The 24019-nt window shown below is 38.6% G+C and carries 40 protein-coding genes; 39 read left to right on the top strand and 1 reads right to left on the bottom strand.

Going from position 1 to position 24019, the window contains the following annotated elements:
- The first annotated feature begins 6 nt into the window (after window positions 1-6).
- From DESTER_RS00950 to rplQ, 39 genes are all read left to right on the top strand, one after another.
- Window positions 7-714 (top strand): rhomboid family intramembrane serine protease, encoded by a 708-nt coding sequence (locus tag DESTER_RS00950; RefSeq protein ID WP_013637802.1) that lies wholly within the window; start codon window positions 7-9, stop codon window positions 712-714.
- A 55-nt stretch (window positions 715-769) separates the two neighbouring features.
- Entirely contained in the window at window positions 770-2317 is a 1548-nt protein-coding gene (locus tag DESTER_RS00955; protein ID WP_013637803.1) for a 2-isopropylmalate synthase, read from the top strand.
- Between the two features lie 20 nt (window positions 2318-2337).
- Window positions 2338-3645: an IS110 family RNA-guided transposase gene (locus DESTER_RS00960; RefSeq protein ID WP_013637804.1), complete on the top strand. Its 1308-nt coding sequence runs from the start codon at window positions 2338-2340 to the stop codon at window positions 3643-3645.
- Window positions 3646-3666: 21 nt separating this feature from the next.
- On the top strand, window positions 3667-4095 hold the full coding sequence (locus tag DESTER_RS00965) for a hypothetical protein (protein WP_013637805.1): 429 nt from the start codon (window positions 3667-3669) through the stop codon (window positions 4093-4095).
- 100 nt (window positions 4096-4195) lie between these two features.
- On the top strand, window positions 4196-4576 hold the full coding sequence (gene rpsL, locus DESTER_RS00970) for a 30S ribosomal protein S12 (protein ID WP_013637806.1): 381 nt from the start codon (window positions 4196-4198) through the stop codon (window positions 4574-4576).
- 16 nt (window positions 4577-4592) lie between these two features.
- Window positions 4593-5063, top strand: coding sequence for a 30S ribosomal protein S7 (gene rpsG / locus DESTER_RS00975; protein ID WP_013637807.1), 471 nt, complete (start codon window positions 4593-4595; stop codon window positions 5061-5063).
- Window positions 5064-5087: 24 nt separating this feature from the next.
- Window positions 5088-7187 (top strand): elongation factor G, encoded by a 2100-nt coding sequence (gene fusA / locus DESTER_RS00980; protein ID WP_013637808.1) that lies wholly within the window; start codon window positions 5088-5090, stop codon window positions 7185-7187.
- 129 nt (window positions 7188-7316) lie between these two features.
- Window positions 7317-8513, top strand: coding sequence for an elongation factor Tu (tuf, locus tag DESTER_RS00985; protein ID WP_013637778.1), 1197 nt, complete (start codon window positions 7317-7319; stop codon window positions 8511-8513).
- 14 nt (window positions 8514-8527) lie between these two features.
- Complete coding sequence (gene rpsJ, locus DESTER_RS00990; protein WP_013637809.1) at window positions 8528-8839, top strand: 30S ribosomal protein S10; 312 nt, start codon at window positions 8528-8530, stop codon at window positions 8837-8839.
- A gap of 11 nt (window positions 8840-8850) precedes the next feature.
- Window positions 8851-9474, top strand: coding sequence for a 50S ribosomal protein L3 (rplC, locus tag DESTER_RS00995; RefSeq protein ID WP_013637810.1), 624 nt, complete (start codon window positions 8851-8853; stop codon window positions 9472-9474).
- A 10-nt stretch (window positions 9475-9484) separates the two neighbouring features.
- Window positions 9485-10111, top strand: a complete 627-nt coding sequence (gene rplD / locus DESTER_RS01000) for a 50S ribosomal protein L4 (RefSeq protein ID WP_013637811.1) — start codon at window positions 9485-9487, stop codon at window positions 10109-10111.
- On the top strand, window positions 10108-10431 hold the full coding sequence (gene rplW, locus DESTER_RS01005) for a 50S ribosomal protein L23 (protein WP_013637812.1): 324 nt from the start codon (window positions 10108-10110) through the stop codon (window positions 10429-10431). The genes rplD and rplW overlap by 4 nt, the downstream gene beginning before the upstream one ends.
- Before the next feature lie 15 nt (window positions 10432-10446).
- Complete coding sequence (gene rplB / locus DESTER_RS01010; protein WP_013637813.1) at window positions 10447-11271, top strand: 50S ribosomal protein L2; 825 nt, start codon at window positions 10447-10449, stop codon at window positions 11269-11271.
- A gap of 9 nt (window positions 11272-11280) precedes the next feature.
- Entirely contained in the window at window positions 11281-11565 is a 285-nt protein-coding gene (gene rpsS, locus DESTER_RS01015) for a 30S ribosomal protein S19 (RefSeq protein ID WP_013637814.1), read from the top strand.
- 13 nt (window positions 11566-11578) lie between these two features.
- Window positions 11579-11974 carry a 50S ribosomal protein L22 gene (rplV, locus tag DESTER_RS01020; RefSeq protein WP_013637815.1) on the top strand — a complete coding sequence of 132 codons (396 nt, stop codon included), beginning with the start codon at window positions 11579-11581 and terminating at the stop codon, window positions 11972-11974.
- 12 nt (window positions 11975-11986) lie between these two features.
- A complete protein-coding gene (gene rpsC / locus DESTER_RS01025) occupies window positions 11987-12685 on the top strand; it encodes a 30S ribosomal protein S3 (RefSeq protein WP_013637816.1) in 699 nt (232 codons plus the stop codon).
- A 2-nt stretch (window positions 12686-12687) separates the two neighbouring features.
- A complete protein-coding gene (gene rplP / locus DESTER_RS01030) occupies window positions 12688-13116 on the top strand; it encodes a 50S ribosomal protein L16 (RefSeq protein WP_013637817.1) in 429 nt (142 codons plus the stop codon).
- Window position 13117: 1 nt separating this feature from the next.
- Window positions 13118-13318, top strand: a complete 201-nt coding sequence (rpmC, locus tag DESTER_RS01035; protein WP_013637818.1) for a 50S ribosomal protein L29 — start codon at window positions 13118-13120, stop codon at window positions 13316-13318.
- 11 nt (window positions 13319-13329) lie between these two features.
- Entirely contained in the window at window positions 13330-13620 is a 291-nt protein-coding gene (rpsQ, locus tag DESTER_RS01040) for a 30S ribosomal protein S17 (protein ID WP_013637819.1), read from the top strand.
- 23 nt (window positions 13621-13643) lie between these two features.
- Entirely contained in the window at window positions 13644-14012 is a 369-nt protein-coding gene (gene rplN / locus DESTER_RS01045) for a 50S ribosomal protein L14 (RefSeq protein ID WP_013637820.1), read from the top strand.
- A gap of 11 nt (window positions 14013-14023) precedes the next feature.
- A complete protein-coding gene (gene rplX, locus DESTER_RS01050) occupies window positions 14024-14377 on the top strand; it encodes a 50S ribosomal protein L24 (protein WP_013637821.1) in 354 nt (117 codons plus the stop codon).
- A gap of 23 nt (window positions 14378-14400) precedes the next feature.
- Window positions 14401-14955 carry a 50S ribosomal protein L5 gene (gene rplE / locus DESTER_RS01055; protein WP_013637822.1) on the top strand — a complete coding sequence of 185 codons (555 nt, stop codon included), beginning with the start codon at window positions 14401-14403 and terminating at the stop codon, window positions 14953-14955.
- A gap of 13 nt (window positions 14956-14968) precedes the next feature.
- Window positions 14969-15154, top strand: a complete 186-nt coding sequence (locus DESTER_RS01060) for a type Z 30S ribosomal protein S14 (RefSeq protein WP_013637823.1) — start codon at window positions 14969-14971, stop codon at window positions 15152-15154.
- Between the two features lie 26 nt (window positions 15155-15180).
- The gene (rpsH, locus tag DESTER_RS01065) at window positions 15181-15603 is read left to right on the top strand and encodes a 30S ribosomal protein S8 (RefSeq protein ID WP_013637824.1); all 423 of its coding nucleotides are present in this window, start codon (window positions 15181-15183) and stop codon (window positions 15601-15603) included.
- Window positions 15604-15625: 22 nt separating this feature from the next.
- Window positions 15626-16168 (top strand): 50S ribosomal protein L6, encoded by a 543-nt coding sequence (gene rplF / locus DESTER_RS01070; RefSeq protein ID WP_013637825.1) that lies wholly within the window; start codon window positions 15626-15628, stop codon window positions 16166-16168.
- Between the two features lie 22 nt (window positions 16169-16190).
- Window positions 16191-16556, top strand: a complete 366-nt coding sequence (gene rplR / locus DESTER_RS01075; protein ID WP_013637826.1) for a 50S ribosomal protein L18 — start codon at window positions 16191-16193, stop codon at window positions 16554-16556.
- Window positions 16557-16568: 12 nt separating this feature from the next.
- Entirely contained in the window at window positions 16569-17126 is a 558-nt protein-coding gene (gene rpsE / locus DESTER_RS01080; RefSeq protein WP_013637827.1) for a 30S ribosomal protein S5, read from the top strand.
- Between the two features lie 2 nt (window positions 17127-17128).
- Complete coding sequence (gene rpmD, locus DESTER_RS01085; protein WP_013637828.1) at window positions 17129-17314, top strand: 50S ribosomal protein L30; 186 nt, start codon at window positions 17129-17131, stop codon at window positions 17312-17314.
- A 1-nt stretch (window position 17315) separates the two neighbouring features.
- Window positions 17316-17774, top strand: coding sequence for a 50S ribosomal protein L15 (rplO, locus tag DESTER_RS01090; protein ID WP_013637829.1), 459 nt, complete (start codon window positions 17316-17318; stop codon window positions 17772-17774).
- A 9-nt stretch (window positions 17775-17783) separates the two neighbouring features.
- Window positions 17784-19112, top strand: a complete 1329-nt coding sequence (gene secY, locus DESTER_RS01095; protein ID WP_013637830.1) for a preprotein translocase subunit SecY — start codon at window positions 17784-17786, stop codon at window positions 19110-19112.
- Window position 19113: 1 nt separating this feature from the next.
- Window positions 19114-19677, top strand: a complete 564-nt coding sequence (locus DESTER_RS01100; RefSeq protein WP_013637831.1) for an adenylate kinase — start codon at window positions 19114-19116, stop codon at window positions 19675-19677.
- Window positions 19670-20452, top strand: coding sequence for a type I methionyl aminopeptidase (gene map / locus DESTER_RS01105; RefSeq protein WP_013637832.1), 783 nt, complete (start codon window positions 19670-19672; stop codon window positions 20450-20452). Before DESTER_RS01100 ends, map begins: the two co-directional genes overlap by 8 nt.
- Before the next feature lie 52 nt (window positions 20453-20504).
- On the top strand, window positions 20505-20723 hold the full coding sequence (gene infA / locus DESTER_RS01110) for a translation initiation factor IF-1 (RefSeq protein WP_013637833.1): 219 nt from the start codon (window positions 20505-20507) through the stop codon (window positions 20721-20723).
- Between the two features lie 62 nt (window positions 20724-20785).
- Window positions 20786-20902, top strand: coding sequence for a 50S ribosomal protein L36 (gene rpmJ, locus DESTER_RS01115; protein ID WP_013637834.1), 117 nt, complete (start codon window positions 20786-20788; stop codon window positions 20900-20902).
- An 11-nt stretch (window positions 20903-20913) separates the two neighbouring features.
- A complete protein-coding gene (rpsM, locus tag DESTER_RS01120) occupies window positions 20914-21294 on the top strand; it encodes a 30S ribosomal protein S13 (RefSeq protein WP_013637835.1) in 381 nt (126 codons plus the stop codon).
- 19 nt (window positions 21295-21313) lie between these two features.
- Window positions 21314-21706, top strand: a complete 393-nt coding sequence (gene rpsK, locus DESTER_RS01125; protein WP_013637836.1) for a 30S ribosomal protein S11 — start codon at window positions 21314-21316, stop codon at window positions 21704-21706.
- 12 nt (window positions 21707-21718) lie between these two features.
- Window positions 21719-22345, top strand: a complete 627-nt coding sequence (gene rpsD / locus DESTER_RS01130; RefSeq protein WP_013637837.1) for a 30S ribosomal protein S4 — start codon at window positions 21719-21721, stop codon at window positions 22343-22345.
- 27 nt (window positions 22346-22372) lie between these two features.
- The gene (locus tag DESTER_RS01135) at window positions 22373-23329 is read left to right on the top strand and encodes a DNA-directed RNA polymerase subunit alpha (RefSeq protein ID WP_013637838.1); all 957 of its coding nucleotides are present in this window, start codon (window positions 22373-22375) and stop codon (window positions 23327-23329) included.
- Entirely contained in the window at window positions 23326-23706 is a 381-nt protein-coding gene (gene rplQ, locus DESTER_RS01140; protein ID WP_013637839.1) for a 50S ribosomal protein L17, read from the top strand. The genes DESTER_RS01135 and rplQ overlap by 4 nt, the downstream gene beginning before the upstream one ends.
- Before the next feature lie 77 nt (window positions 23707-23783).
- On the opposite strand, the gene DESTER_RS01145 is transcribed toward rplQ, so the two are convergent.
- Entirely contained in the window at window positions 23784-24017 is a 234-nt protein-coding gene (locus tag DESTER_RS01145; RefSeq protein WP_013637840.1) for a cell division topological specificity factor MinE, read from the bottom strand.
- Window positions 24018-24019: the final 2 nt, after the last annotated feature.

Raw genomic sequence — 24019 nt, forward strand, 5'->3', positions numbered from 1 at the left:
TGAAAGTTGATACCAATAAAAGACATCAATCCAAGTAGTTCTACTCCTATAGTTACAGTTTCTATTATCATTATATGTGTTTTGGTTTTCATTTATGAACTCTTTCTTGGTCCTTATAATGAAATTTTTATTCGAATGTTTGGAGTTGTACCTTACGAGATTACGCATGGAGTTGATGTTCCTCCACCTAATCCACTTACCCCGTACGGTAATTTAATTTCTTATCAATACCTTCACGGAGGTTTTCTTCATATCATTGGTAATATGCTTTTTCTGTGGGTTTTTGGAGATAACGTCGAGGACTATTTTGGAAGGTTAAAATATTTTCTCTTTTATACTCTCTGTGGCATTATAGCTGCTCTCATACAAGTTTCTGTCTATCCTGAAGCAACTATTCCTTTAATTGGGGCATCTGGTTCTATAAGTGGTGTTTTGGGAGCTTATATGTTGCTCTTTCCAAGAGCTAAGATTGTTACTCTTATTTTCATTTTCATCTTCATAAGTATTGTTGTCATTCCTGCAGCTATTTGGATAGCTATTTGGTTCTTTATCCAGTTTACAAGCGCTCTCATCTCTATGGATAGTTTGTCGATGGGAGGAGTTGCCTGGTTTGCTCATGTCGGTGGTTTTTTAGCAGGAATTATTCTTACTATACTATTTGGTCCGCGTAAAGGAAGAAAAAGAGAAAGAGAAATTTTTGGATTGAAATATTAAGTATATATGATTAGTTTTAATATAGTTGCAAATAGTTTGCAATAAGGAGGAGGCTTTGACAAGAGAGAAACTTTACATATTTGATACTACTTTAAGAGATGGTGAGCAAACTGCTGGTGTTAATTTAACAATTGAAGAAAAGGTACAAATAGCAAAACAACTTGAAAGGCTTGGAGTCGACGTAATAGAAGCCGGTTTTGCAATAAGTTCTCCAGCAGACTTTGAAGCTATTCAGCAAATAGCAAAAGAAGTCAAAAACTCAGCTGTTTGTTCTCTTGCAAGAGCTGTTGAGGCTGATATTAAAGCTGCTTGGGAAGCGTTGAAAGAGGCTAAAAAACCAAGAATTCATACTTTTATTGCTACTTCTGATATTCATCTTAAGTACAAGCTCAAAATGTCTAAAGAAGAAGCTTTAAAAAGAGCTGTTAGTGCTGTAAAGCTTATTCAAGATATAAGTGAAGGAAAGGCAGAAGTTGAGTTTTCAGCTGAAGATGCAGGAAGGACAGATCTTAAATATCTCTATGAAATTCTTGAAGCTGTTATTGAAGCAGGAGCTAAAGTTGTAAATATTCCTGATACTGTTGGTTATGCAGTTCCTGATGAATGGTATGAAAAAATTCTTTCAATTAAGGAAAATGTTCCAAACATAGATAAGGCGATAATCAGTGTCCATTGCCATAATGATCTTGGACTTGCAACTGCAAATTCTTTGATGGCTGTTAAAGCCGGGGCGAGACAGGTTGAGTGTACTGTTAACGGCATCGGCGAAAGAGCTGGGAATGCTGCGATGGAAGAGATTGTTATGGCAATAAATGTAAGACCTGATCAGTTTTCAGTCTATACAGATATAGATACAACTCAGATCTATAGGACTTCTCAGCTTGTAAGCAGATTAACCGGAATGATGATTGCAAGGAACAAGCCAATTGTTGGTGAGAATGCTTTTGCTCATGAATCTGGAATTCATCAGCACGGGGTTCTTGCAAAGAGAGAAACCTATGAAATCATGAAGCCTGAGGATATTGGTCTTAAAGAATCAAAAATTGTTCTTGGAAAACACTCTGGAAGACATGCCTTTAAGAAGAAGCTTGAGGAAATGGGAATTTTACTTCCGGAAGAAAAAGTTGAAGAAGCTTTTAGAAGGTTTAAAGAATTGGCTTCCCGTAAGAAAGAAATCTATGATATTGATATTGAACTTATCGTTGAAGGTCTTGAAGGAGAAAAAGAGAGGAAGTTTGAGCTCATTTACAATCAAGCTGTTAGTGGGGAAGGAATCATTCCTTCTGCAACCGTAAAAATAAAAACTCCTGAAGGAGAAAAACTTGGTCTTGCAGTTGGAAATGGTCCAGTAGATGCAACATACAGAGCTATTAAAAATGCTTTAGGTTATGATAAGGAGATAAAACTAAAAGATTTTAAGATAAGAGCTTTAACAGCTGGAACAGATGCTCTTGCAGAAGTATTTCTTACCATAGAGAGTGAAGGTATAAAGGTAAGTGGAAGAGGCGTTGATCCTGATATAGTTAGAGCTTCGGCTTTAGCGTTTCTTGAGGTTCTTGATAGGCTTGAAAGAAGAAAATATAGAAAAAAGCCGTTAGAATAGTTTAGGAGATGATATAAAAGATGTCACCCCCTGAAATTCGGGACTATAGTAAAGAGGCAACCTTTAAAGGCAGGAGGCTGGATTTTTCCCTGGGGAATAAGCCCCGTGCGTGGAGATTAGCCGATGCCTCCTGCCGGCTAATTATAGTGGCGGGAAGCGCCGTATTGGAGTATGGGAATAGTTCCGAAGCAGAGGTTGCAAAACACAAAACATATCAGGGGGTAGAGATGAAGGAGAAGGTAGAGAAAACACTGTATGTCGGAGTGGACTACCACAAAAACAGCTTTACAGCAGCTTATTTAGATTGTCTGACAGGGATACTTAATACCAAGAAGTACGAAGCAGAAGAGTTAGAGAAATTTAAAAATCACCTAACAACTTTTAGGAAAAAAGGATATTCAGTAAAAGTTGCGGTAGAAACCTTAACAGGAGTAACATTTTTTACGGAGGAGATAAGGAACTGCGTTGATGAAATAACTTACGTTAACACTAACAAATTTAAGAACATTCTAAAAGGTGTTAACAGTGCTAAAAACGACAGGATAGATGCAGAAACGATAGCCATTTACTATGAAATGGGCTTACTTCCGACAGTTTACGTCCCGACGAGAAAAGAAAAAGAGCTAAGGATAAAGATGAAAGAGAGAGATAGCTTTGTAGATATGAGAAAAGGGGTAATTAACAGACTTCATAGCCTATTGCTTGAATATGGGATAAAGACAAACAAGAGAGAACTCACCACGAAGAAAGGGATGGAAAGGATAAAGGAAGAAACGAAGAAGAAAGTGCCTCCGTCATTACGAGAAACGATATGGAGGCAAATAGAAACAATAGAATACTTAACAGATAAGATAAGAGAGACAGAAGAAGATATCAAGAGTTTTATAGGAGAAGATGAGGAGCTTAAGGGAAAAGTAGAACTTCTAAAAAGCATACCTGGAGTAGGAGATATAGTAGCTATAGCCTTTATATCTGCCGTATGTAACGAAGAGAGGTTTGAAAACGGAGACAAGGTAGCGGCTTATTTTGGACTTGTTCCTCGTGCTAATAGCAGTGGAGACGAAGTTAGAAATGGAAGGATAACAAAGAAAGGGGACAGCAGAACGAGGAACAAGATTATCCAGGCTACGAGAGCGTTATTGAACAGCAAGTTAGACAATTCAGTTAAAAGATTTTACGAAGGGTTAGTTAAGAAAGGTTTAGAGAAGAAGAAAGCGCTGATAGCTGCGGCGAGGAAATTGGTTAAAGTAATGTTCGCAGTTTTGAGAGAGAGAAGGCAATTTATGGATTTTGTTGAAAATAAATGCAACCTCTGTGTTGGGGGTTGACATCTTTCATAGGAGGAAATAATGAAAATAAATTTTTTAAGAAAATTTTTCCTTTCGGATTTGCCCATTCGTGTTTCATATCCTTTAAGAATGGGTATTTTTTATTACACTACTGCGCTCATCTTCCTAGTTGCTTCCTATGTGATAATAACAGAAAGTATTCATAATTCTGAATTGGCAAAAGAAGTTTTTTTTAAATTACTCGTTGCTATTTTAGCTGTTGGAGCAGTCTTTTTTATTATTACTTACATGTATGCAAAGATTTCTGCTGAAGATTATAAAAAGGTTGAACAATTTGCAGAAGAAATTAGCAAAGGAAATTTTGATTATAAGGTAGAGCTTAGTCCTATAGCTGATGTTGATTTGATAAGAATTTATCAACGTTTAGAGAAACTGAGAGCAAGTTTAATATTATCCAGAGAACTTCTTAAGAGGAAGAAGACAAAGTAGACTTCCCTTGACTTTCTTTTTTTTCTGCATATCCTCTTTCTTGACAAACCCTTTTCTGTTTGCTTATATTCAACCGCCAAACTAAAGTAGGAGGAGTAGTATGCCCACAATTAACCAGCTTGTTAGAAAGGGGCGTGAGAAGAAGGTAAAGCGCTCCAAAGCACCGGCTCTTCAGGGTAACCCTCAAAAGCGAGGTGTCTGTGTAAGGGTTTTCACAACTACACCTAAGAAGCCAAACTCTGCTCTTCGTAAAGTTGCAAGGGTAAGGCTCTCTAACGGTATTGAGGTGACTGCCTATATTCCAGGAATTGGACACAACCTTCAGGAACACTCTGTAGTTCTTGTAAGGGGTGGAAGGGTTAAAGACCTTCCAGGTGTTCGTTATAAGATTATCCGTGGAGCTCTTGATGCTGCTGGTGTTGAAGGTAGAAAACAGTCAAGATCTAAGTACGGAACAAAAAGACCTAAAGAGAAAAAATAATTAGGAGAGGAAGGACATGCCAAGGAAAGGACCGGTTCCACCAAGAGAAATTCTTCCCGACCCAGTTTATGGTGATAAGCTTGTAGCAAAGCTTATCAACAAGGTTATGAAGGATGGTAAGAAAAGTAAGGCTGAAAAGATTGTTTACGGTGCATTTGACATCATTAAGGAAAAACTCGGAGAAGATCCACTTGCCGTATTCCACAAAGCTGTAGAAAATGTAAAACCAATTATGGAAGTACGTCCACGCCGTGTTGGTGGTGCTACATATCAAGTACCAATGGAAGTAAGACCAGAAAGACAGATTCACCTTGCACTTAAGTGGATCGTGGACGCTGCACGTGCTCGTTCTGAGCGCGGAATGGTAAACAAGCTTGCAAATGAGCTAATTGATGCCTACAACGAAAGGGGTGGAGCATTTAAGAAGAAGGAAGATACCCACAAGATGGCAGAAGCAAACAAAGCTTTTGCTCACTATAGATGGTAAGCAACATGATTGTAGGAGGCTAAGTTGAGTAAACAAATAGCTATAAAGCAGATTAAGGTTCCTCTTGAAAGAGTTAGGAACATTGGAATTATTGCTCATATTGACGCTGGTAAAACAACAACTACTGAGCGTATTCTCTACTATACAGGTAGGATTCATAAAATTGGAGAGGTCCACGAAGGCGCTGCCGAAATGGACTGGATGGAGCAAGAAAAGGAAAGAGGTATTACAATTACCTCTGCTACAACAACATGTTTTTGGAGAGATCACAGGATTAACATTGTTGATACTCCTGGGCACGTTGACTTTACAATCGAAGTTGAGCGTTCTTTAAGAGTTCTTGATGGTGCTGTAACAATTCTTTGTTCTGTTGGTGGTGTTCAGCCTCAGACAGAGACTGTTTGGAGACAGGCTGATAAGTACGGTGTTCCAAGAATTATCTTCGTTAACAAAATGGACAGAATTGGGGCGGACTTCTTCAAAGTTGTAGCCGACGTTGAGGAGAAGCTTGGAGCAAAACCTGTTCCTCTTCAGATTCCAGTAGGTGCCGAAGATGAGTTTAAGGGTGTTGTTGACCTTATTACTATGAAAGCAATCATCTGGGAAGAGGAAACCCTTGGTGCCAAGTTCCACTACGAGGAGATTCCAGAGGATCTCAAGGATCTGGCTGAAGAATACAGAGAGAAGATGATTGAGGCGCTTGCTGATGTTGATGAAGAAATTATGATGAAATACCTTGAAGGTGAGGAAATTTCTGAAGAAGAGATTAAGCAAGCTATTAGAAAAGGTACAATCGAACTCAAATTCTTCCCAATGCTCTGCGGTTCAGCATTTAAAAACAAAGGTGTTCAACCACTCCTTGATGCAGTAGTTGATTATCTTCCATCACCTCTTGATGTTCCTCCAATTAAGGGAATTAATCCAAAAACTGGAGAAGAAGAAGAAAGACCAGCATCTTACGATGAGCCATTTGCTGCTCTTGCATTTAAGATTCTTACAGACCCATACGTTGGTCAGTTAACTTTCATTAGAGTTTATTCAGGTTTAATGGAATCTGGTTCTTATGTTTACAACGCTACAAGAGACAAGAAGGAAAGACTTGCAAGAATCCTTCGTATGCATGCTAATAAGAGAGAGGAAATTCCAGTTCTTGGTGCTGGGGACATTGCAGCAGCTGTTGGCTTAAGAGAAACTTACACAGGTGATACACTTTGTGATCCAAACCATCCAATTCTCCTTGAAGCTATGGAATTCCCAGAACCTGTTATCTCTGTTGCTGTAGAACCAAAGACAAAAGCAGATCAGGAAAAACTTTCTCTTGCTCTTCAAAAGCTTGCAAAGGAAGATCCATCTTTCAGAGTTTCAACAGACCATGAGACCGGACAGACAATCATTTCCGGTATGGGTGAACTTCACCTTGAAATCATTGTAGATAGACTTAAGAGAGAATTTAAAGTAGACGTTAACGTCGGAAGACCTCAGGTTGCTTATAGGGAAACAATTAGAAAAGAAGTTACTTCTGAAGGTAAGTTTATTAAGCAGACAGGTGGTAGAGGTCAGTACGGTCACGTATGGCTCAAGATTGAACCTCTTGAACCAGGTAAGGGATTTGAATTCTACGAAACAATTAAAGGTGGTGTTGTTCCAAAAGAGTACATTCCAGCTGTTGAGGCTGGTGTAAGGGAAGCTATGGAAACTGGTGTTGTTGCTGGTTATCCAATGACAGACATCAAAGTTACTCTATTTGATGGTTCATACCACGAAGTTGACTCTTCAGAAATGGCATTCAAAATTGCTGGTTCCATAGCCTTCAAAGAAGGTGCTAAGAAGGCTAATCCTGTTCTCCTTGAACCTATCATGGAAGTTGAGGTTACAACTCCTGAAGAGTTCATGGGAGACGTTATTGGTGACCTAAATAAACGTCGTGGTAGAGTTCAGGGAATGGAAGCAAGAGGTAACGCTCAGGTGATCAGAGCTCTTGTTCCTCTTGCAGAAATGTTTGGTTATGCTACAGATCTTCGTTCTATGACTCAGGGTAGAGCTACATACATTATGAAGTTTAGTCACTATGAAGAAGTTCCACCACAAGTAGCTGAGCAAATTATTGGTGAAAGAACAAAATAGTAACCTAGGTTTTTTAAAAAAAAGGGAAAGCTTATTGGGGCTTTCCCCTTTACATTTTGATGATTTGGAATATAATTTAGGCCGCTTGATCTTTTACAAACCAATAAGGAATCTTTAGGAGGAATAGCTATGGCGAAGCAAAAGTTTGAAAGGACAAAACCCCACAAGAACGTGGGAACAATCGGACACGTTGACCACGGAAAAACAACTCTCACAGCAGCAATCACACACTGTCTTGCTCTCCAAGGAAAGGCTCAAGAAGTAGCCTACGACCAAATTGACAAAGCTCCAGAAGAAAGAGAAAGAGGAATTACAATCGCTACTGCTCACGTTGAGTACGAATCTGACAAGTACCACTACGCTCACGTAGACTGCCCAGGACACGCAGACTACATCAAGAACATGATTACTGGTGCTGCTCAGATGGACGGAGCTATCCTTGTTGTATCAGCAGCAGACGGTCCAATGCCACAAACAAGAGAACACGTTCTTCTTGCAAGACAGGTTAACGTTCCATACATCGTAGTATTCTTAAACAAAGTAGACATGGTAGATGACGAAGAACTTCTTGAACTCGTTGAGCTTGAAGTAAGAGAACTACTTAACGAATACGACTTCCCAGGAGACGAAGTACCAGTAATTAAAGGATCAGCTCTTAAAGCTCTTGAATGTACATCTCCAGACTGTCCTGACTGCCAGCCAATTTATGAATTAGTAAACGCATTAGATGAATATGTACCTGAGCCAGTAAGAGAAGTAGACAAGCCATTCCTCATGCCAATAGAAGACGTATTCTCTATTTCTGGTAGAGGAACAGTAGTAACAGGAAGAGTAGAGAGAGGAAAGCTCACAGTAGGAGAAGAAGTAGAGATAGTAGGACTAAGAGAAGAACCAATCAAGACAGTAGCAACAGGAATAGAGATGTTTAGGAAAGTACTTGACGAAGCACTTCCAGGAGACAACGTAGGAATTCTTTTAAGAGGTGTAGGAAAGGACGAAGTAGAGAGAGGAATGGTAGTAGCAAAGCCTGGCTCAATTAATCCACACAAGAAGTTTAAGGCAGAAGTTTACATTCTCTCTAAAGAAGAAGGTGGAAGACACACACCATTTTTTAATGGATATCAGCCACAGTTTTACTTTAGAACAACAGACGTAACAGGGAAGGTAAAGCTTCCGGAAGGCGTAGAGATGGTAATGCCTGGAGATAACGTTACATTTGAAGTAGAACTTCTAAAACCAGTAGCTATTGAAGAAGGGCTTAGATTTGCTATTCGTGAAGGTGGAAAAACTGTAGGTGCTGGCGTTGTTACGGAAATTCTTGACTAATAGAGGGGTAGGTAATGGCTCAGGATCGTATAAGAATAAAGTTAACGGCTTATGATCACAGACTTCTTGATAGATCTGTTCAGGAAATTATAGATACAGTTAAGAGGACTGGTGCTATTGTCGCCGGTCCTATTCCTCTTCCAACAAAGCGTTCTGTTTGGAGTGTAATTAGGTCTCCACACAAGTATAAGTATTCGCAAGAACAGTTTGAAATTAGAAAACATAGAAGACTTCTTGATATTAAAAATCCTAAGCCACAAACCGTGGAAGCTTTAATGGATCTTAAGCTTCCCGCCGGTGTTGATGTAGAGATAAAGCTTGATTAAGAGGTGAAGTGATGAAAGGTATCCTCGGTAGAAAAGTTGGAATGACACAGATTTTTACTGAAGATGGTAAAGCCATTGCTGTTACTGTTATAGAAGCAGGTCCATGTACAGTAGTTCAGAAAAGAACTCCAGAGAGAGATGGTTATTCTGCGCTTCAGCTTGGATTTATGGAAAAGAATAAGCACGAAAGTAAGTTTCCAAAGCCGCTCCTTGGCCACTTTAAAAAGGCTGGAATTAAGCCAACAAGATGGCTTAAAGAAGTTAAGTTCGATAACATAGATCAGTACAACGTAGGTGACAAAATAACTGTTGAGATTTTCCAGCCTGGAGAGAAAGTCGATATTACTGGAACTTCAAAAGGTAGAGGATTTGCTGGTTACCATAAAAGACATGGTTTTGGTGGTGGTAGAAAGTCCCACGGTTCAGATTTCCATGAAGGTCCAGGTTCTATTGGTGCTTGTGCTTTTCCTGGTAGAGTACACAAAGGTAAGAGGATGGCAGGACACTACGGAAATGAAACTGTAACAATTAGAAATCTTGAAATTGTTGATGTTATTCCTGAGAAAAACCTTATTCTCGTTAAGGGTTCAGTTCCTGGACATAAAGGCGGACTTGTTATAGTCAAAGGAAAGTAAGGGGTGAAAAATGGAGATCAAGGTAGTAAATGCAGCTAATCAAGAAGTAGGAACAGTTACTATAAAAGATGAAATTGCTAATGCTCCTATAAAAAAGCATGCTGTTTGGGAAACTGTTAAGTGGCAGCTTGCTAAGCGCAGAAGAGGTACTCATTCCACAAAAACTCGTGGTGAAGTAAGAGGTGGTGGTAAGAAGCCTTGGCCACAAAAACATACAGGTAGAGCTCGCCAAGGTTCTATCAGAGCTCCACAGTGGGTTGGTGGTGGAGTAGTTCACGGTCCAAAGCCAAGAGACTACTACTACCCACTTCCAAAAAAAGTTAGAAAGGTAGCTCTCAGGAGCGTTGTTGCTGGAAGACTTCAAGAAGGAAATTTAATTGTTGTTGAAGACTTTACTTTTGAAAAGCCAAAGACAAAACAAGCAATAGAGTTTCTCAGGAATCTTGGACTTGAGAACGAAAAAGTTCTCATCGTTGTTCCTGAACTTGAGGAAAATACTTATAAATCTTTCAGGAATCTGCCAAACGTTAAACTACTTGAGATTGAAGGACTTAACGTTTACGATATGCTTTGTTATGACAAATGCATTTTCTTTAAGTCAACTCTACCTAAACTAGAGGAGAGGTTATCGCTATGAGGACTCCCTATGATATAATCCTGCGCCCTGTTATTACGGAAAAGAGCGTAAAGCTTGCAAACCTTGAAGCTAAGAGCTCTAAGACAAAGGAAACTAAAAAGATTACAAAGATAACTTTTGAAGTTGCAATGGATGCAACAAAGCCGGAGATAAAAGAAGCTGTTGAGAAAATTTTTGGTGTTAAGGTTGAGAAAGTTAATACAATGATAGTTAAGGGTAAAAGAAAAGGTATTAGATTCTTAAGGGGAAAGAAGAAAGATTGGAAGAAAGCAGTTGTTACCTTAAAACCTGGATACGAGATAGATCTTGAGAAACTCTAAGTAAGGAGTTGAAAAATGGGAATTAAGAAGTTTAAACCATATACGCCAAGTAGGCGTTTTATGACCGTTTCTGACTTTTCTGAGATTACAAAGACAGAACCTGAAAAATCTCTTACAGTTGGATTTGTAAGAGGAACTGGTAGAAACAATCAAGGAAAAATTACATGTCGTCATAAAGGTGGTGGACATAAAAGACGTTATAGAATTATCGATTTTAGAAGAGATAAAATTGGAATTCCAGCAAAAGTTGCTGCTATTGAATACGATCCAAACAGATCGGCAAGAATTGCTCTTCTTGTTTATGCCGATGGTGAAAAAAGGTACATTCTTTGGCCAGATGGTCTTAAAGTTGGAGATACAGTAATTGCAGGACCAGATGCGGAAATAAAAGTTGGAAATGCTCTTCCACTTAGAAATATTCCAGTTGGTACAATTGTTCATAATGTTGAGCTAAAGCCTGGTAAAGGTGGACAGCTTGCAAGAGCTGCTGGTTCTTTTGCTCAGCTTATGGGTAAAGTTGGAGACTATGCTCAGCTTAGACTTCCATCTGGAGAACTTCGCCTTGTTCACCTTGACTGTATGGCAACAGTTGGGCAGGTAGGAAACCTTGATCACGAAAACATTGTTATTGGTAAAGCTGGAAGGTCTAGGTGGCTTGGAATCAGACCAACAGTTCGTGGTACAGCAATGAACCCAGTTGATCACCCACACGGTGGTGGTGAAGGTAGGACATTTGGTAAGCATCCTGTTACTCCATGGGGTCAACCTACTAAAGGTTACAAAACAAGGAGAGCTAAGAAGTATTCTGATAAATTCATTATTAAACGTCGTACTAAGTAGGAGGTTTAAATGGGACGTTCATTAAAAAAGGGTCCCTATGTGAACCCTAAAATCCTTAAGAAAGTTAGAAAGATGAACGAAACTGGTGAAAAAAAAGTTATTAAGGTATGGGACAGAGCGTGTACAATTGTTCCTGAGTTCATTGGACACACATTTGCTGTTTACAATGGTCAAAAGTTCATACCTGTTTACGTTACTGAACAAATGGTCGGACATAAGCTTGGTGAATTTTCTTTAACCAGAACTTTTAGAGGACATGCCGGACAGAAGCAGAAAGTAGCCAAGAAGAAGTAAGGAGAGGTAAATCATGGCAGTTGAACAAAGAGAATATTACCAACAAGGAGAAAGAGGCTTCGCCGCTCCAGAGGAAGCAAGAGCCATCTGGAGAAGGGCTAGAATGTCAGCCTCAAAAGTAAGGCTTGTTGTTGATCTCATAAGAGGAAAGCAAGTTGATCAGGCACTTGCTACATTAGCAAACAGCCCAAAGAAAGCTGCGAGAATGGTTGAGAAGGTTTTAAAGAGTGCTATTGCAAATGCTGAACAAAAGGGACTTGATCCCGAAGAACTTATTGTTAAGAGAGCTTATGTTGATGAAGGTCCTACAATGAAAAGAGTTAGACCTCGTGCTATGGGTAGAGCTAATATCATTAGAAAAAGAACCTGCCACATCACAGTTGTGGTAGGAAAACCTGAATCAAAATAATGGGGGTAAACCTTGGGACAGAAAGTACATCCTATAGGATTCAGACTTGGAATTACAAAGGATTGGGAAGCTAAGTGGGTTGTTAAGGAAAAAGGTAAGTATGTAAAATTTCTCCATGAAGATCTCAAAATTAGAGATCTCATTAAAAAGAAATACTACCATGCAGGAATTGCAAGAATTGATATTGAAAGGACTCTTGACAGAATCAATATAAGAATCTGGGCTGCAAGGCCAGGTCTTTTAATTGCAAGAAAGGGTGCTGAAGTAAAGGCCTTAAGAAAGTACTTAGAAGAGCTTACAGGAAAGAGTGTTTACATCAATATTGAAGAAGTTAAGTACCCTCAGCTTAACGCTCAGCTTGTTGCTGAAAATGTTGCTCAACAGCTAGAGCGCCGTGTGGCGTTCAGGCGTGCGATGAAAAGAGTTATCGCAGACGCTATGAAAGCTGGTGCAAAAGGAATTAAAGTTCAATGTGCTGGAAGACTTGGTGGTGCCGATATGGCAAGAACAGAGTGGTACCGTGAAGGAAGGGTACCGTTGCAGACAATCAGAGCTGACATAGATTATGGCACTGCAATTGCAAAGACAAAATACGGTGTTATTGGTGTTAAAGTTTGGATTTATAAAGGTGACGTTTACAAGGACGAAACTGAAGAGATCCTTAAGAAGATTGAAAAAGAAGTAAAACAAGAGATGGCGAGAGGTGAATAACCATGTTGATGCCAAAAAGAACTAAGTTTAGAAAGCAGCAAAGAGGAAGACTTAAAGGTAAATCTTACAGAGGCAACAAACTTGCCTTCGGAGACTATGGTATTCAAGCCCTTGAGCCTGGTTATATTACAACTAATCAGATTGAGGCTGCAAGGGTTGCTATGACAAGAACAATGAAAAGAGGTGGTAAGGTTTGGATCAGAATTTTCCCAGATAAGCCTTACACTAAGAAACCTCTTGAAACCCGTATGGGTAAGGGTAAGGGTAACGTTGAAACTTGGGTGGCAAAGGTTCTCCCAGGAAGAATAATGTTTGAAGTTGCTGGTGTTGGTGAAGAAGTTGCTCTTGAAGCTCTCAGACTTGCAGTTCATAAACTTCCTATAAAGTGTAGAATCGTAAAAAGAGAAGAAACTCCAAAAGGTGAGGAGTAAGATGAAGAAGTACACAGAAGAACTAAGACAGAAATCAACTGATGAACTTAAAAAGATGGTTGTGGAGCTTAAAGAGAAGCTCCTTAAACTTAGATTTAAAAACGCTTTTGGTCAACTTGAAAATCCTATGGAAATTAGGAAAACAAGGAAACAGATTGCCCGTATTTTCACTATCCTCAGAGAACGTGGCGTTAAGGCTTGATGGAGGAGAGAATGGCTGAAACCAGAGTTAATAGAAGAAAAGTAAGGGTTGGTGTTGTTGTTAGTGATAAGATGGACAAAACCGTAGTTGTTAGAGTTACAAGAGAATTTAGACATCCGGTTTACGGTAAAAGAGTTAAGTTCTCTAAAAAATACATGGCTCATGATGAGAACAATCAGTGTCAAATTGGTGATGTTGTAAAGATAATGGAAACTAGACCATTCTCTAAACGCAAAAGATGGAGAGTAGTTGAAATTATTGAAAAGGCTAAAAAGCTTGGTGGTGAGGAAGTAGAGGAGTAAACTTTCGTTAAAGGAGTGGAGCGATGATCCAGGTTCAAACATACCTCAATGTTGCTGATAACACTGGAGCAAAAAAGGTCCAGTGTATCAGGGTTTTAGGTGGTTCTAATAGAAGATATGCATCCTTAGGGGATCAAATAGTAGTTACTGTAAAGGATGCAATTCCAAATGCAACAGCTAAGAAAGGGGAAGTTTACAGAGCTGTTGTTGTCAGAACAAAAAAAGAGGTAAGACGTCCTGACGGCACTTACATTAAGTTTGATGACAATGCTGTTGTTTTACTTAATAAACAAGGAGAGCCTCTTGGAACTCGTATATTGGGGCCTGTTGCAAGAGAAGCAAGGCAAAAAGGCTATACCAAGATAGCTTCACTTGCTCCAGAAGTTATTTAAGGAGGATTCTAATGGCTAAGAAGAAGTTTAAGATAAAGGCCGGCGATAAAGTTGTTGTTATAGCCGGCAAAGATAAGGGAAAAGTAGGAAAAGTTTTGAAAGTTTTACCTGAAGAGGAAAGGGTTATCGTTGAAGGTGTAAGAATAGTAAAGAAGCACCTTAGACCAAGTCAAAAGTATCCTGAAGGTGGAATTATTGAAAAGGAAGCTCCTATTCACATCAGCAATGTAATGCTCATTTGTCCAAAAACTGGAAAGCCAACAAGGGTTGGCATAAAATTTGAGAATGGAAAAAAGGTAAGGTATGCTAAACGTTCCGGTGCTGTTATTGATGAAATTAGTAAACCAAAAAAGGCGGGTCGGTAATCCGCTAAATTTAAGGAGGAAAGATGGCTGATAAGTATGTTCCAAGACTTAAGGAGAAATATGAGAAAGAAGTAGTTCCTCTTTTAATGAAGAAGTTTGGTTACAAGAATATAATGGAAGTTCCAAAGATTGAGAAAATAGTTGTTAACATGGGTGTCGGTGAAGCTGTTCAGAATATTAAAGCTCTTGAAAATGCTATGAATGATCTTGCACTAATTACAGGGCAGAAGCCTTCCGTTAGGAGGGCGAAAAGATCTGAGGCTGGATTTAAGCTCAGAAAAGGAATGCCTATTGGTGCAAAAGTGACTCTTAGAAGAGATAGAATGTACGAGTTTCTCGATAGGCTTATTTCTGTTGCTTTACCTAGAGTTAGAGATTTTAAAGGACTTTCTCCTAAGTCTTTTGATGGGAGAGGAAACTATAACTTTGGTTTAGATGAGCAAACAGTTTTTCCTGAAATAGACTATGACAAGGTTGACAAGATTAGAGGAATGAACATTACTATTGTTACAACTGCTGAAACTGATGAAGAAGCTAAAGCTCTTCTTGAAGCTTTTGGCTTCCCATTCAGGAAATAGTTAAGGAGGAACTATGGCAAGGAAGGCATTGATTGTTAAAGCACAAAGAGAACCAAAGTTCAAAGTTAGAAAGTATAATAGATGTCCTTTATGTGGTCGTCCGAGAGGATTTATTAGAGAGTTTGGTATGTGCAGACTCTGTTTCAGAACTCTTGCCCTTCAGGGAAAAATTCCTGGAGTTAAGAAGGCAAGCTGGTAAAAATTCATAGGAGAGGTAGAGTAGCCATGATGATGGATACAGTTGCTGATTTTCTAACGAGAATTAGGAATGCTAACTTTGTATATCACGAATATGCAGATGCTCCTTATTCCAAGGTTAATGAGGCTATAGCTAAGATTCTTAAAGAAGAAGGTTTTATTAAAGATTATGAGATAAGAGAAGAGGAGTTTAAGAGGACAAAAAATCCTGAAAATAAAAAGAAGCTTATAAGAGTTTATCTTAAGTATGGTCCAAACAAAGAAAGAGTTATAAATGAAATTAAGAGGGTTAGTAAGCCAGGTAGAAGAATCTATGTGGGTAAAGATGAAATCCCTCTCGTAAAGGCTGGACTTGGCGTTGCAATTCTTTCCACCAATAAAGGAATTATTCCTGGTTACAAAGCGAGAAAACTTGGAGTTGGTGGAGAAGTTCTTTGCTACGTTTGGTAAAACTGATTAAAGGAGTGGGAAGATGTCAAGGATTGGTAGAATGCCTATAGAAATACCACAGGGTGTAACTGTAGAGGTAAAACCAGGAAATCATGTAGTTGTTAAAGGTCCAAAGGGAACTCTTGAGTACACTTTTAATCCAAGACTTACTATAAAGGTTGAAGATAATAAGGTGATTGTTGAAAGACCTACTGATGAAAAGCAAATGAGAGCTCTCCACGGAACTACAAGAGCTCTTATCAATAACATGGTAATAGGAGTATCTAAGGGATTTGAAAAGGTTCTTGAGGTAAAAGGACTTGGTTATAGAGCGTTTGCTAAAGGAAAAGTTCTTGAACTTCACCTTGGTTTTTCACACCCAGTTCTTTATCAGATTCCTGAAGGTATTGAAATAGAAGTTGATAGGGATAACAACATTTACGTTAGAGGAATCGATAAGCAAAAAGTTGGACAGGTAGCTGCTGAAATTAGATCTTTCAGACCACCAGAGCCTTACAAAGGAAAGGGTATTAGATATAGAGGTGAAAAGATCGTTCTTAAGGCTGGTAAGTCTGCTAAGAAGTAATCCTTAATTGGGAGAGGTAAAAATGGCAAAGTTAACTAGAAGGGAAAGAATAGCTAAGAAACATAGAAGAGTAAGAAAGAAAATTTTTGGCACTCCAGAGAGACCAAGACTTGCAGTATATAAAAGTCTTAAACACATTTATGCTCAGATTATAGATGACGTAAATGGTGTAACTTTAGCTGCAGCTTCTACTCTTGATAAAGAACTTAGAACAAAACTTTCTGAGCTTACAAAGACAGAAGAAGCAAGGGAAGTAGGTAAGCTCATAGCTCAGAGGGCTCTTGAAAAAGGTATTAAAAAGGTTGTTTTTGATAGAGGTGGTTTCATCTACCATGGAAGGATCAAAGCTCTTGCTGAAGGTGCAAGGGAAGGTGGACTTGAATTTTAAGGGAGGTAATTGATGGCTAAGAAAGTTAGACCTGAAGGATTGGAATTAAAGGAAAGGCTTGTTCATATTAATAGAAACGCTAAGGTTGTTACTGGTGGTAGAAAGTTTAGTTTTACAGCTTTTGTGGTAGTTGGAAATGGAAATGGAGTTGTTGGTTTTGGTAGAGGAAAGGCTGCTGAAGTTCCAGATGCTATTAGAAAGGCTACTGAAGATGCAAAAAAGAACTTAATAAGGATACCTGTTGTAGACGGAACTATTCCTTTTGAAGTTCAAGCTAAGTTTGGTGGAACAAGAATAATCATGAGACCAGCTGCTCCTGGTACAGGAGTTATCGCATCTGCACCAGTTCGTGCGGTTCTTGAGTCTGCTGGAGTCACAGACATTCTTACAAAAGTTATTGGCTCTACGAATCCTCATACAGTTGTAAGAGCTGTTCTTAAAGCACTTGAACAGCTTAAAACTCCAGAAGAATTTGCACAATTAAGAGGTGTTTCTGTTGAGGAACTTAGAAGACGTTGGAAACTTCCAGGAAGGAAGATAACCAAGGAAGGAGAGATTGTTAGGAGGTAATTATGGCCAAAGTTAAGATAACTCTTGTTAGAGGACTTGCAGGGAAGAGTAGAAAGAAGAGAGCAACTCTTGAAGCTCTTGGTCTACATAAAAGAGGGCAGAGCACTGTAAAAGAACTTAACCCTGCAATTAATGGAATGATTGAAAAGGTAAGAGAACTTATTAAGCTCGAACCAGTGGAGGAGTAAGATGGAACTTAAATTACATAATCTTAAACCAAATGAAGGTGCAGTTAAAGAAAAGAAAAGAGTAGGTAGAGGCCACGGTTCTGGTCACGGTAAGACTTCTGGTAGAGGTCAAAAAGGACAAACTTCAAGGTCTGGGTGGAAAGGAGGAACAAGACCAGGATTTGAAGGTGGTCAAACTCCTCTTTATATGAGATTTCCAAAGAGAGGTTTTTCAAACGCTCCATTTAAGAAAGAATATGCAATTGTTAATCTTAAAGATATAAATGAAAGATTTGAAGAAGGAGCTGAAATTACTCCTGAAACTCTCAAAGAAGTAGGGCTTATTAAGAAGAATCTTCCTGTAAAAATTCTTGGAGATGGAGAAGTTACCAAAAAATTTACAGTTAAAGCTCATAAGTTCTCAAAATCTGCAAAAGAAAAAATTGAAGCAGCAGGTGGTATCTGCGAGGAGATAGCTTAGGAGTAGAGAATGAACCTATCAAAGATTTTTTTCAATGTAACAGAAGTTCCTGAGCTTAGAAAAAGATTTATCTTTACGATGTTGCTCCTGGCTGTTTATAGGCTAGGAGCACATATTCCTACACCTGGAATTGATGTTATAGCTTTGTCTGAATTTTTCAAAAGAGCTCAAGGTACCGTTTTTGGCTTTATGGATGTTTTTTCCGGAGGTGCTTTAAGTAAGCTCACAATTTTTGCTCTAGGTGTAATGCCGTACATTAGTTCTGCCATTATTATGCAACTTTTAACTGTTGCCATTCCTTCAATTGAAAAGCTTGCTAAAGAGGAAGGTGAGTACGGACGAAGGAAAATAAATCAGTATACTCGATATGGAGCTGTTCTCCTTGCTTTCATTCAAGCTTTGGGTATTGCTATTGGACTTGAGAGTATGAAAAGTCCATCAGGCATACCTGTGGTACCTAATCCAGGATTTACCTTTATGTTTGTCTGTGTAACGTGTTTAACTGCTGGTGCAACTTTTCTTATGTGGCTTGGAGAAAAGATAACTGAGAAAGGAATAGGTAACGGAATGTCCATTCTAATCTTTGCGGGTATTGTAGCAAGTATTCCAAATGCAGCCATTACTACTTTTACTCTATTTAAAAATGGAGAAATATCCCTTTTTAAGATAATTGGTATTATATCTATTATTTTGGCTATGATTGCAGCCATTGTATACATACAGGAAGCAGAAAGAAGAGTTCCTCTTCAGTATGCAAGACGAAATATCGGAAGACAAGCTGTTGGAAAATATACAAGTTATCTTCCTATAAAGCTAAATCCTGCTAACGTTATTCCTATTATCTTTGCAGCTTCAGTTCTCATGTTTCCAGCCACAATCGTCAAATTCATTCATAATCCTATTGCTCAAGCAATTTATGATGCTCTTCAGCCAGGAAGTACTTTGTACTTAATCGTTTATGCTGTGCTCATTTTCTTCTTCACTTACTTTTATACAGCAATAATCTTTAATCCAGAAGAAATAGCTGAGAACCTAAATAAGCACGGTGGATTTATTCCTGGAATAAGGGCAGGAACGGATACAGCAAAATACTTAGATAAGATTGTTTCAAGACTTACTTTTGCCGGTGCGGTATTCCTTACTTTAGTTGCTATTGTTCCATTAATAATTACGCAAAAAATGCAACTTCCATTTTATTTTGGTGGAACAGCAATTTTGATTGTTGTTGGAGTTGCTCTTGATACACTAAGGAGAATGGAAGCTTATGCACTTTCTATTTCTTACGAGGGATTTCTTGGTAGAAAGAAAAAGAAACTGAAATTAGGCACTGGAGGTTAAAGTGTTAAAAGTTGTTTTTTTAGGACCACCAGGAGCAGGAAAGGGAACGCAGGCAGTAAGGATTGCAGAAAAGTACAACGTTCCTCACATATCAACTGGAGACATCTTAAGGGCAGCTGTGAAAGAGGGAACAGAACTTGGAAAGCTGGCAAAAGAGTATATGGATAAGGGAGAACTTGTTCCAGATGATGTAATCATTGGCATTATCAGGGAAAGACTTTCTCAATCGGATGTTAGAGAGAGAGGTTTTATCCTTGACGGTTTTCCAAGGACTCTCCCTCAGGCTGAAGCTTTAGACAAAATGCTTGCCGAACTCGGGCTTCCTCTTGATAAGGTTGTTTACCTCAACGTTGACGATGAGGAGATAGTAAAGAGGCTTTTAGCCCGCGGTAGAGCAGATGATACTGAGGAAGTTATAAGGAATAGGCTTGAAGTTTACAGGAAGCAAACAGCTCCTCTCATCGATTACTACTCTGAAAAGGGCATCCTTGTTGAGATCTGCGGTGTTGGTGAAATTGATGAGATAACGAAGAAAATTGAGGAGAGCTTGGGACTAAATGGTTAAGACGCTCAGGAAAACAAAGCATGGAATAATCCTAAAAACTCCGGAGGAGATTGCAAGGCTAAGAACTGCTGCAGCAACAACTATGGAAATTCTCCTCAGAGTTGCTGAGGAAATATCCTCGGGTATTACAGCTCTTGATATAGATAGGATTACAAGAAGTCTCTGTAAGGAATATGGCGTAAAGCCTGCTTTCCTCGGTTATGGTGGCTTCCCTGGTGCAATTTGTGTTTCCGTTAACGAGGAAGTTGTTCATGGACTTCCTACAAAGAAGAAAGTTTTCAAAGAGGGAGATATTGTAAGCCTTGACTTTGGTGCTGTCGTGGATGGCTGGATTGGTGATGTTGCAGTAACAGTTCCAGTTGGAAAAATAAGTGAGACTGCACAAAAGTTGATAGATGTTACGAGAGAATCTCTCTACAAAGGTATTGAAGCAGCTAAAGCAGGTGGAAAACTTATCGATATATCGAGAGCCATTCAGAAGTATGTTGAGTCTCATGGTTTTAATGTAACTCGTGGTTACGCAGGTCACGGAATTGGAAGGTCTTTGCATGAGGAACCTCAGATAACAAACTATGTTTACAAAGGCTATCCAGATATCACTCTTGAGCCAGGAATGACGTTTGCAATTGAGCCAATGGTAAATGAAGGAACAGGAAAAGTAAAAGTAAAGAGAGACAGATGGACTGTTGTTACTAAAGATGGTAAGCTTTCTGCTCATTTTGAGCATGATGTTGCTATTACAGAAGATGGGACTATAATTATGTCCGCAATTTGATTATTCCAAAATTAAAAAATTTTTGTTCATTACCTAATTAATAGGAGAAAGGATGGCAAAAGAAAAGGGTATTCAAGTAGAAGGTAAAGTAGTTGAAGCTTTACCTAATGCTTACTTTAAGGTAGAACTTGATAATGGGCATCAAGTACTTGCTCATGCATCAGGAAAGATGAGAGTTCATTTTATTAGAATTCTGCCAGGCGACCGTGTGGTTGTCGAGCTTAGTCCTTACGATTTAACAAGAGGAAGGATTATTTATAGAAAAGGCTAAACCGTCCCTTTATATAAACCCGCGGCTGAAGGCACGAAAAAAGTTTTAAGGAGAGGTAGCAGATGAAAGTAAGGCCATCTGTAAAGAAGATTTGCCCGAAGTGCAAAATTATTAAGAGAAAAGGTGTTGTTAGGGTTATTTGTGAAAACCCAAAGCACAAACAGAGACAAGGTAAGTAAGGAGGAAAGCTGTGGCAAGGATAGCAGGAGTAGATATTCCCGATAATAAAAAAGTACCTTATTCTCTTGCCTATATTTATGGAATAGGTATTAAGACAGGTTTCAAGATCTGTGAAGAGGCAGGAATAGATCCAGAAAAAAGAGTTAAGGATCTTACTGAAGAAGAAATAGCTAAAATTAGAAAAATCATTGAAACAGAGTACAAGGTTGAAGGGGATCTCAGAAAAGAGATTGCAATGAACATTAAAAGGCTTATGGAAATTGGATGTTACAGAGGTATTCGCCACAGACTTGGTCTTCCTGTTAGAGGTCAAAGAACCAGAACAAACGCAAGAACGAGAAAGGGACCAAGAAAGACAGTTGCTGGTAAGAAGAAGGCACCTAAGAAGTAATTGAATTGGGAGGTTATTAATGGCAAGAGCCAGAAGAAACGTTAAAAAGAAGCAAAAGAGAACTGTAGGTTTTGCAATTGCTCATATACAGACAACCTTTAATAATACTATTATTACTTTTACAGATAAAGAGGGTAATACTCTTGTCTGGGAAAGTGGTGGAACTGTTGGTTTTAAAGGAACAAGAAAGAGTACTCCTTATGCTGCTCAACTTGCTGCAACAAAAGCGGCAGAAAGAGCTATGAAAGAGTATGGTGTAAAGGATGTTGAAATAAGAATTAAAGGTAATGGTGGTGGTAGAGAAACAGCTATTAAGGCTATTGCTGCAGTTGGTTTAAATGTAAAAGCTATTAAGGATGTTACTCCTATTCCTCACGACGGATGTAGACCACCAAAAAGAAGAAGGGTGTAACGGAGGTAATCAATGGGAAGATATACAGGACCAAAGTGGCGTATTGCTAGACGCCTTGGCGTTAACATATACGTTGGTGAAGAAAAGTCTCAGAAAGGAAAATCAATTCTTGATAGAAGACCTTATCCACCAGGACAGCATGGGCGTAGTCGTAGAAAGATTTCCTACTACGGCCGTCAGCTTATGGAAAAGCAAAAGGTTAAGTACTACTACGGTATTAGAGAAGGACAATTCAAGCGTTTTTATGAAATGGCCGAGAGAATGAGAGGTCAAACTGGTGAGAACCTTCTTAAACTCCTTGAAAGTAGGCTTGATAACGTTGTTTATAGACTTGGATTTGGTAAATCTCATAGACATGCGAGACAGCTTGTTGTTCATGGTCATATCCTTGTAAATGGAAAGAAAGTTGATAGACCTTCTTACCTTGTAAAGCCTGGAGATATTGTTGAAGTTAAAGAAAAGAGTAGAGAAATTCCTCAAATTAAAGAGGGTATAGAGCTTGCTCAAAGAAGAGGTATACCTTCTTGGCTTGAGCTTGATGCCGAAAACTTCAAAGGTGTAGTTAAGGCTGAACCAACAAGAGAGGAAATAGAAATTCCAGTTGAAGAACACTTGATTGTTGAGCTCTACTCCAAGTAATAGTTAACCGAACTTTGGAGGAAAATAATGGTTGAATTTATTACTCCTGAGAAGTTTCTCTGGGAGGAACATACAGAAAATTATGGAAGATTTGTTGTAGAACCTTTGGAAAAGGGTTATGGTACTACTGTTGGTAATGCTTTGAGGAGAGTACTTCTTTCTTCTATAGAAGGTGCTGCTCCAACTGCTGTTAAGTTTGAAGGGGCTTATCACGAATTTACAACTCTTCCTGGAGTTGTCGAGGATGTAACAGAAATAGTCCTCAATCTTAAGCAGCTTAGATTTATTCTTCACGGGGAAGGTCCTGTTTTTATAGAACTCAAGAAAAGAGGACCTGGAAAAGTATATGCAAAGGATTTTGAACTTCCATCTCAAGTTGAGCTCTTAACTCCTGACCAAGAAATAGCAACTCTTGATAATGAAAATTCAGAAATAGAGATTTACCTTAGAATAGACAAAGGAAAAGGTTTTGTTTTATCTGAGGATATTCAAGAAATCTTTGACATTTCTACAATAGGTTGGATACCTCTTGACGCGGATTTTTCTCCTATTAAGAAAGTTGCGTTTAGAGTAGAAGATACGAGGGTAGGAAGAAGGACTGACTACAACAGACTCACTATGGAAATATGGACAGATGGTAGTATTACTCCAAAAGATGCTGTTGTTAGAGCTGCTAATATTCTTATAGAACACTTTTCTATGGTTAGGGATAAGCTTGTTGAGGCTATTTTTGCTACAGCTCAACCTGAAGAGGTTAAAAAAGAAGAAGTACCGGAAATTTACAATCAGACTCTCGAAGAAGCTGGTTTAAAGGGTAGAGCTCTCAAGATCTTAGGAGAAAATGGAATAACAACAGTTGGAGACTTAGTAAAACTAACCAAAAAAGAACTTGAGTCTATGAAAGGACTCGGAAAGAAGTCTTTGGCTGAAATTGAGAATTTCTTGGCTTCCCTTGGATTTGAACTTGGAGGTGGACAAAAATGAGACATAGAGTAAAAGGTAAAAAGCTAGGAAGACCTACAGAGCATAGATTATTGATGTTGAGAAATCTTGTAACTGATCTTATAGAGCATGGAAAAGTTGTTACTACAGTGGCAAGAGCAAAAGAACTAAAAAGACTTGCAGATAAAGTTATAAATAAAGCAAAGCAAGAGGATAAAGTAAAGGCTATAAGAGAAGTTCTTACTATCGTTACAAGAAAAGATGTAGCTTATAAACTTGTAAACGAAATTGCTCCTAAGTATGCAAATAGAAATGGAGGATATACAAGACTCTTACACTATTCCTTTAGAAAAGGAGATGCTGCTCCAACAGCAATAGTTATGCTCGTTGAACCTAAAGAAGGAAACTCTGAAGAGTAATTTTTTATTCCCAAAAAAAGATAAAGGCCCCTTTGTGGGGCTTTTTTAATTTTTTTAACTTTTATTTAAAGGAAAATTTAGTTTTTAACTGGAATTTCAATTTCAATTTTTTCTGAATCTTCATTTGGAACGTAAATAGAAACACCTGAGGCATCAATAAATGGAAAATCCTTCAAAGCATTCAAAATAGCATTTTTCACTTCTTCTATAGCATTTGGAGGTAATCCGGCTCTATCATATTTTAAAACCAATTGCAGCCTTTTTTTAGCAATTTCCTTGCTGGATTTTTTTCTAAATGGCCATAACCCCATTT

The sequence above is a fragment of the Desulfurobacterium thermolithotrophum DSM 11699 genome (assembly GCF_000191045.1).
Lineage (GTDB): Bacteria > Aquificota > Aquificia > Desulfurobacteriales > Desulfurobacteriaceae > Desulfurobacterium > Desulfurobacterium thermolithotrophum.

What these genes read in the sequence shown, in the direction of transcription:
- secY (WP_013637830.1), top strand. Translation starts at nt 17,784, where the DNA reads ATGAACCTATCAAAGATTTTTTTCAATGTAACAGAAGTTCCTGAGCTT.
- rplB (WP_013637813.1), top strand. Translation starts at nt 10,447, where the DNA reads ATGGGAATTAAGAAGTTTAAACCATATACGCCAAGTAGGCGTTTTATG.
- rpsG (WP_013637807.1), top strand. Translation starts at nt 4,593, where the DNA reads ATGCCAAGGAAAGGACCGGTTCCACCAAGAGAAATTCTTCCCGACCCA.
- rplR (WP_013637826.1), top strand. Translation starts at nt 16,191, where the DNA reads ATGGCAAAGTTAACTAGAAGGGAAAGAATAGCTAAGAAACATAGAAGA.
- rplV (WP_013637815.1), top strand. Translation starts at nt 11,579, where the DNA reads ATGGCAGTTGAACAAAGAGAATATTACCAACAAGGAGAAAGAGGCTTC.
- DESTER_RS01135 (WP_013637838.1), top strand. Translation starts at nt 22,373, where the DNA reads ATGGTTGAATTTATTACTCCTGAGAAGTTTCTCTGGGAGGAACATACA.
- map (WP_013637832.1), top strand. Translation starts at nt 19,670, where the DNA reads ATGGTTAAGACGCTCAGGAAAACAAAGCATGGAATAATCCTAAAAACT.
- rpsQ (WP_013637819.1), top strand. Translation starts at nt 13,330, where the DNA reads ATGGCTGAAACCAGAGTTAATAGAAGAAAAGTAAGGGTTGGTGTTGTT.
- DESTER_RS00965 (WP_013637805.1), top strand. Translation starts at nt 3,667, where the DNA reads ATGAAAATAAATTTTTTAAGAAAATTTTTCCTTTCGGATTTGCCCATT.
- rplF (WP_013637825.1), top strand. Translation starts at nt 15,626, where the DNA reads ATGTCAAGGATTGGTAGAATGCCTATAGAAATACCACAGGGTGTAACT.
- rpsL (WP_013637806.1), top strand. Translation starts at nt 4,196, where the DNA reads ATGCCCACAATTAACCAGCTTGTTAGAAAGGGGCGTGAGAAGAAGGTA.
- rpsD (WP_013637837.1), top strand. Translation starts at nt 21,719, where the DNA reads ATGGGAAGATATACAGGACCAAAGTGGCGTATTGCTAGACGCCTTGGC.
- rplP (WP_013637817.1), top strand. Translation starts at nt 12,688, where the DNA reads ATGTTGATGCCAAAAAGAACTAAGTTTAGAAAGCAGCAAAGAGGAAGA.
- rplE (WP_013637822.1), top strand. Translation starts at nt 14,401, where the DNA reads ATGGCTGATAAGTATGTTCCAAGACTTAAGGAGAAATATGAGAAAGAA.
- rpsE (WP_013637827.1), top strand. Translation starts at nt 16,569, where the DNA reads ATGGCTAAGAAAGTTAGACCTGAAGGATTGGAATTAAAGGAAAGGCTT.
- rpmC (WP_013637818.1), top strand. Translation starts at nt 13,118, where the DNA reads ATGAAGAAGTACACAGAAGAACTAAGACAGAAATCAACTGATGAACTT.
- rpsK (WP_013637836.1), top strand. Translation starts at nt 21,314, where the DNA reads ATGGCAAGAGCCAGAAGAAACGTTAAAAAGAAGCAAAAGAGAACTGTA.
- rplN (WP_013637820.1), top strand. Translation starts at nt 13,644, where the DNA reads ATGATCCAGGTTCAAACATACCTCAATGTTGCTGATAACACTGGAGCA.
- DESTER_RS01060 (WP_013637823.1), top strand. Translation starts at nt 14,969, where the DNA reads ATGGCAAGGAAGGCATTGATTGTTAAAGCACAAAGAGAACCAAAGTTC.
- infA (WP_013637833.1), top strand. Translation starts at nt 20,505, where the DNA reads ATGGCAAAAGAAAAGGGTATTCAAGTAGAAGGTAAAGTAGTTGAAGCT.
- DESTER_RS01145 (WP_013637840.1), bottom strand. Translation starts at nt 24,017, where the DNA reads ATGGGGTTATGGCCATTTAGAAAAAAATCCAGCAAGGAAATTGCTAAA.
- rplD (WP_013637811.1), top strand. Translation starts at nt 9,485, where the DNA reads ATGGAGATCAAGGTAGTAAATGCAGCTAATCAAGAAGTAGGAACAGTT.
- rplQ (WP_013637839.1), top strand. Translation starts at nt 23,326, where the DNA reads ATGAGACATAGAGTAAAAGGTAAAAAGCTAGGAAGACCTACAGAGCAT.
- rplW (WP_013637812.1), top strand. Translation starts at nt 10,108, where the DNA reads ATGAGGACTCCCTATGATATAATCCTGCGCCCTGTTATTACGGAAAAG.
- rplC (WP_013637810.1), top strand. Translation starts at nt 8,851, where the DNA reads ATGAAAGGTATCCTCGGTAGAAAAGTTGGAATGACACAGATTTTTACT.
- rpmD (WP_013637828.1), top strand. Translation starts at nt 17,129, where the DNA reads ATGGCCAAAGTTAAGATAACTCTTGTTAGAGGACTTGCAGGGAAGAGT.
- rpsH (WP_013637824.1), top strand. Translation starts at nt 15,181, where the DNA reads ATGATGATGGATACAGTTGCTGATTTTCTAACGAGAATTAGGAATGCT.
- rpsS (WP_013637814.1), top strand. Translation starts at nt 11,281, where the DNA reads ATGGGACGTTCATTAAAAAAGGGTCCCTATGTGAACCCTAAAATCCTT.
- rpsJ (WP_013637809.1), top strand. Translation starts at nt 8,528, where the DNA reads ATGGCTCAGGATCGTATAAGAATAAAGTTAACGGCTTATGATCACAGA.
- rplO (WP_013637829.1), top strand. Translation starts at nt 17,316, where the DNA reads ATGGAACTTAAATTACATAATCTTAAACCAAATGAAGGTGCAGTTAAA.
- DESTER_RS00960 (WP_013637804.1), top strand. Translation starts at nt 2,338, where the DNA reads ATGTCACCCCCTGAAATTCGGGACTATAGTAAAGAGGCAACCTTTAAA.
- tuf (WP_013637778.1), top strand. Translation starts at nt 7,317, where the DNA reads ATGGCGAAGCAAAAGTTTGAAAGGACAAAACCCCACAAGAACGTGGGA.
- rpmJ (WP_013637834.1), top strand. Translation starts at nt 20,786, where the DNA reads ATGAAAGTAAGGCCATCTGTAAAGAAGATTTGCCCGAAGTGCAAAATT.
- rplX (WP_013637821.1), top strand. Translation starts at nt 14,024, where the DNA reads ATGGCTAAGAAGAAGTTTAAGATAAAGGCCGGCGATAAAGTTGTTGTT.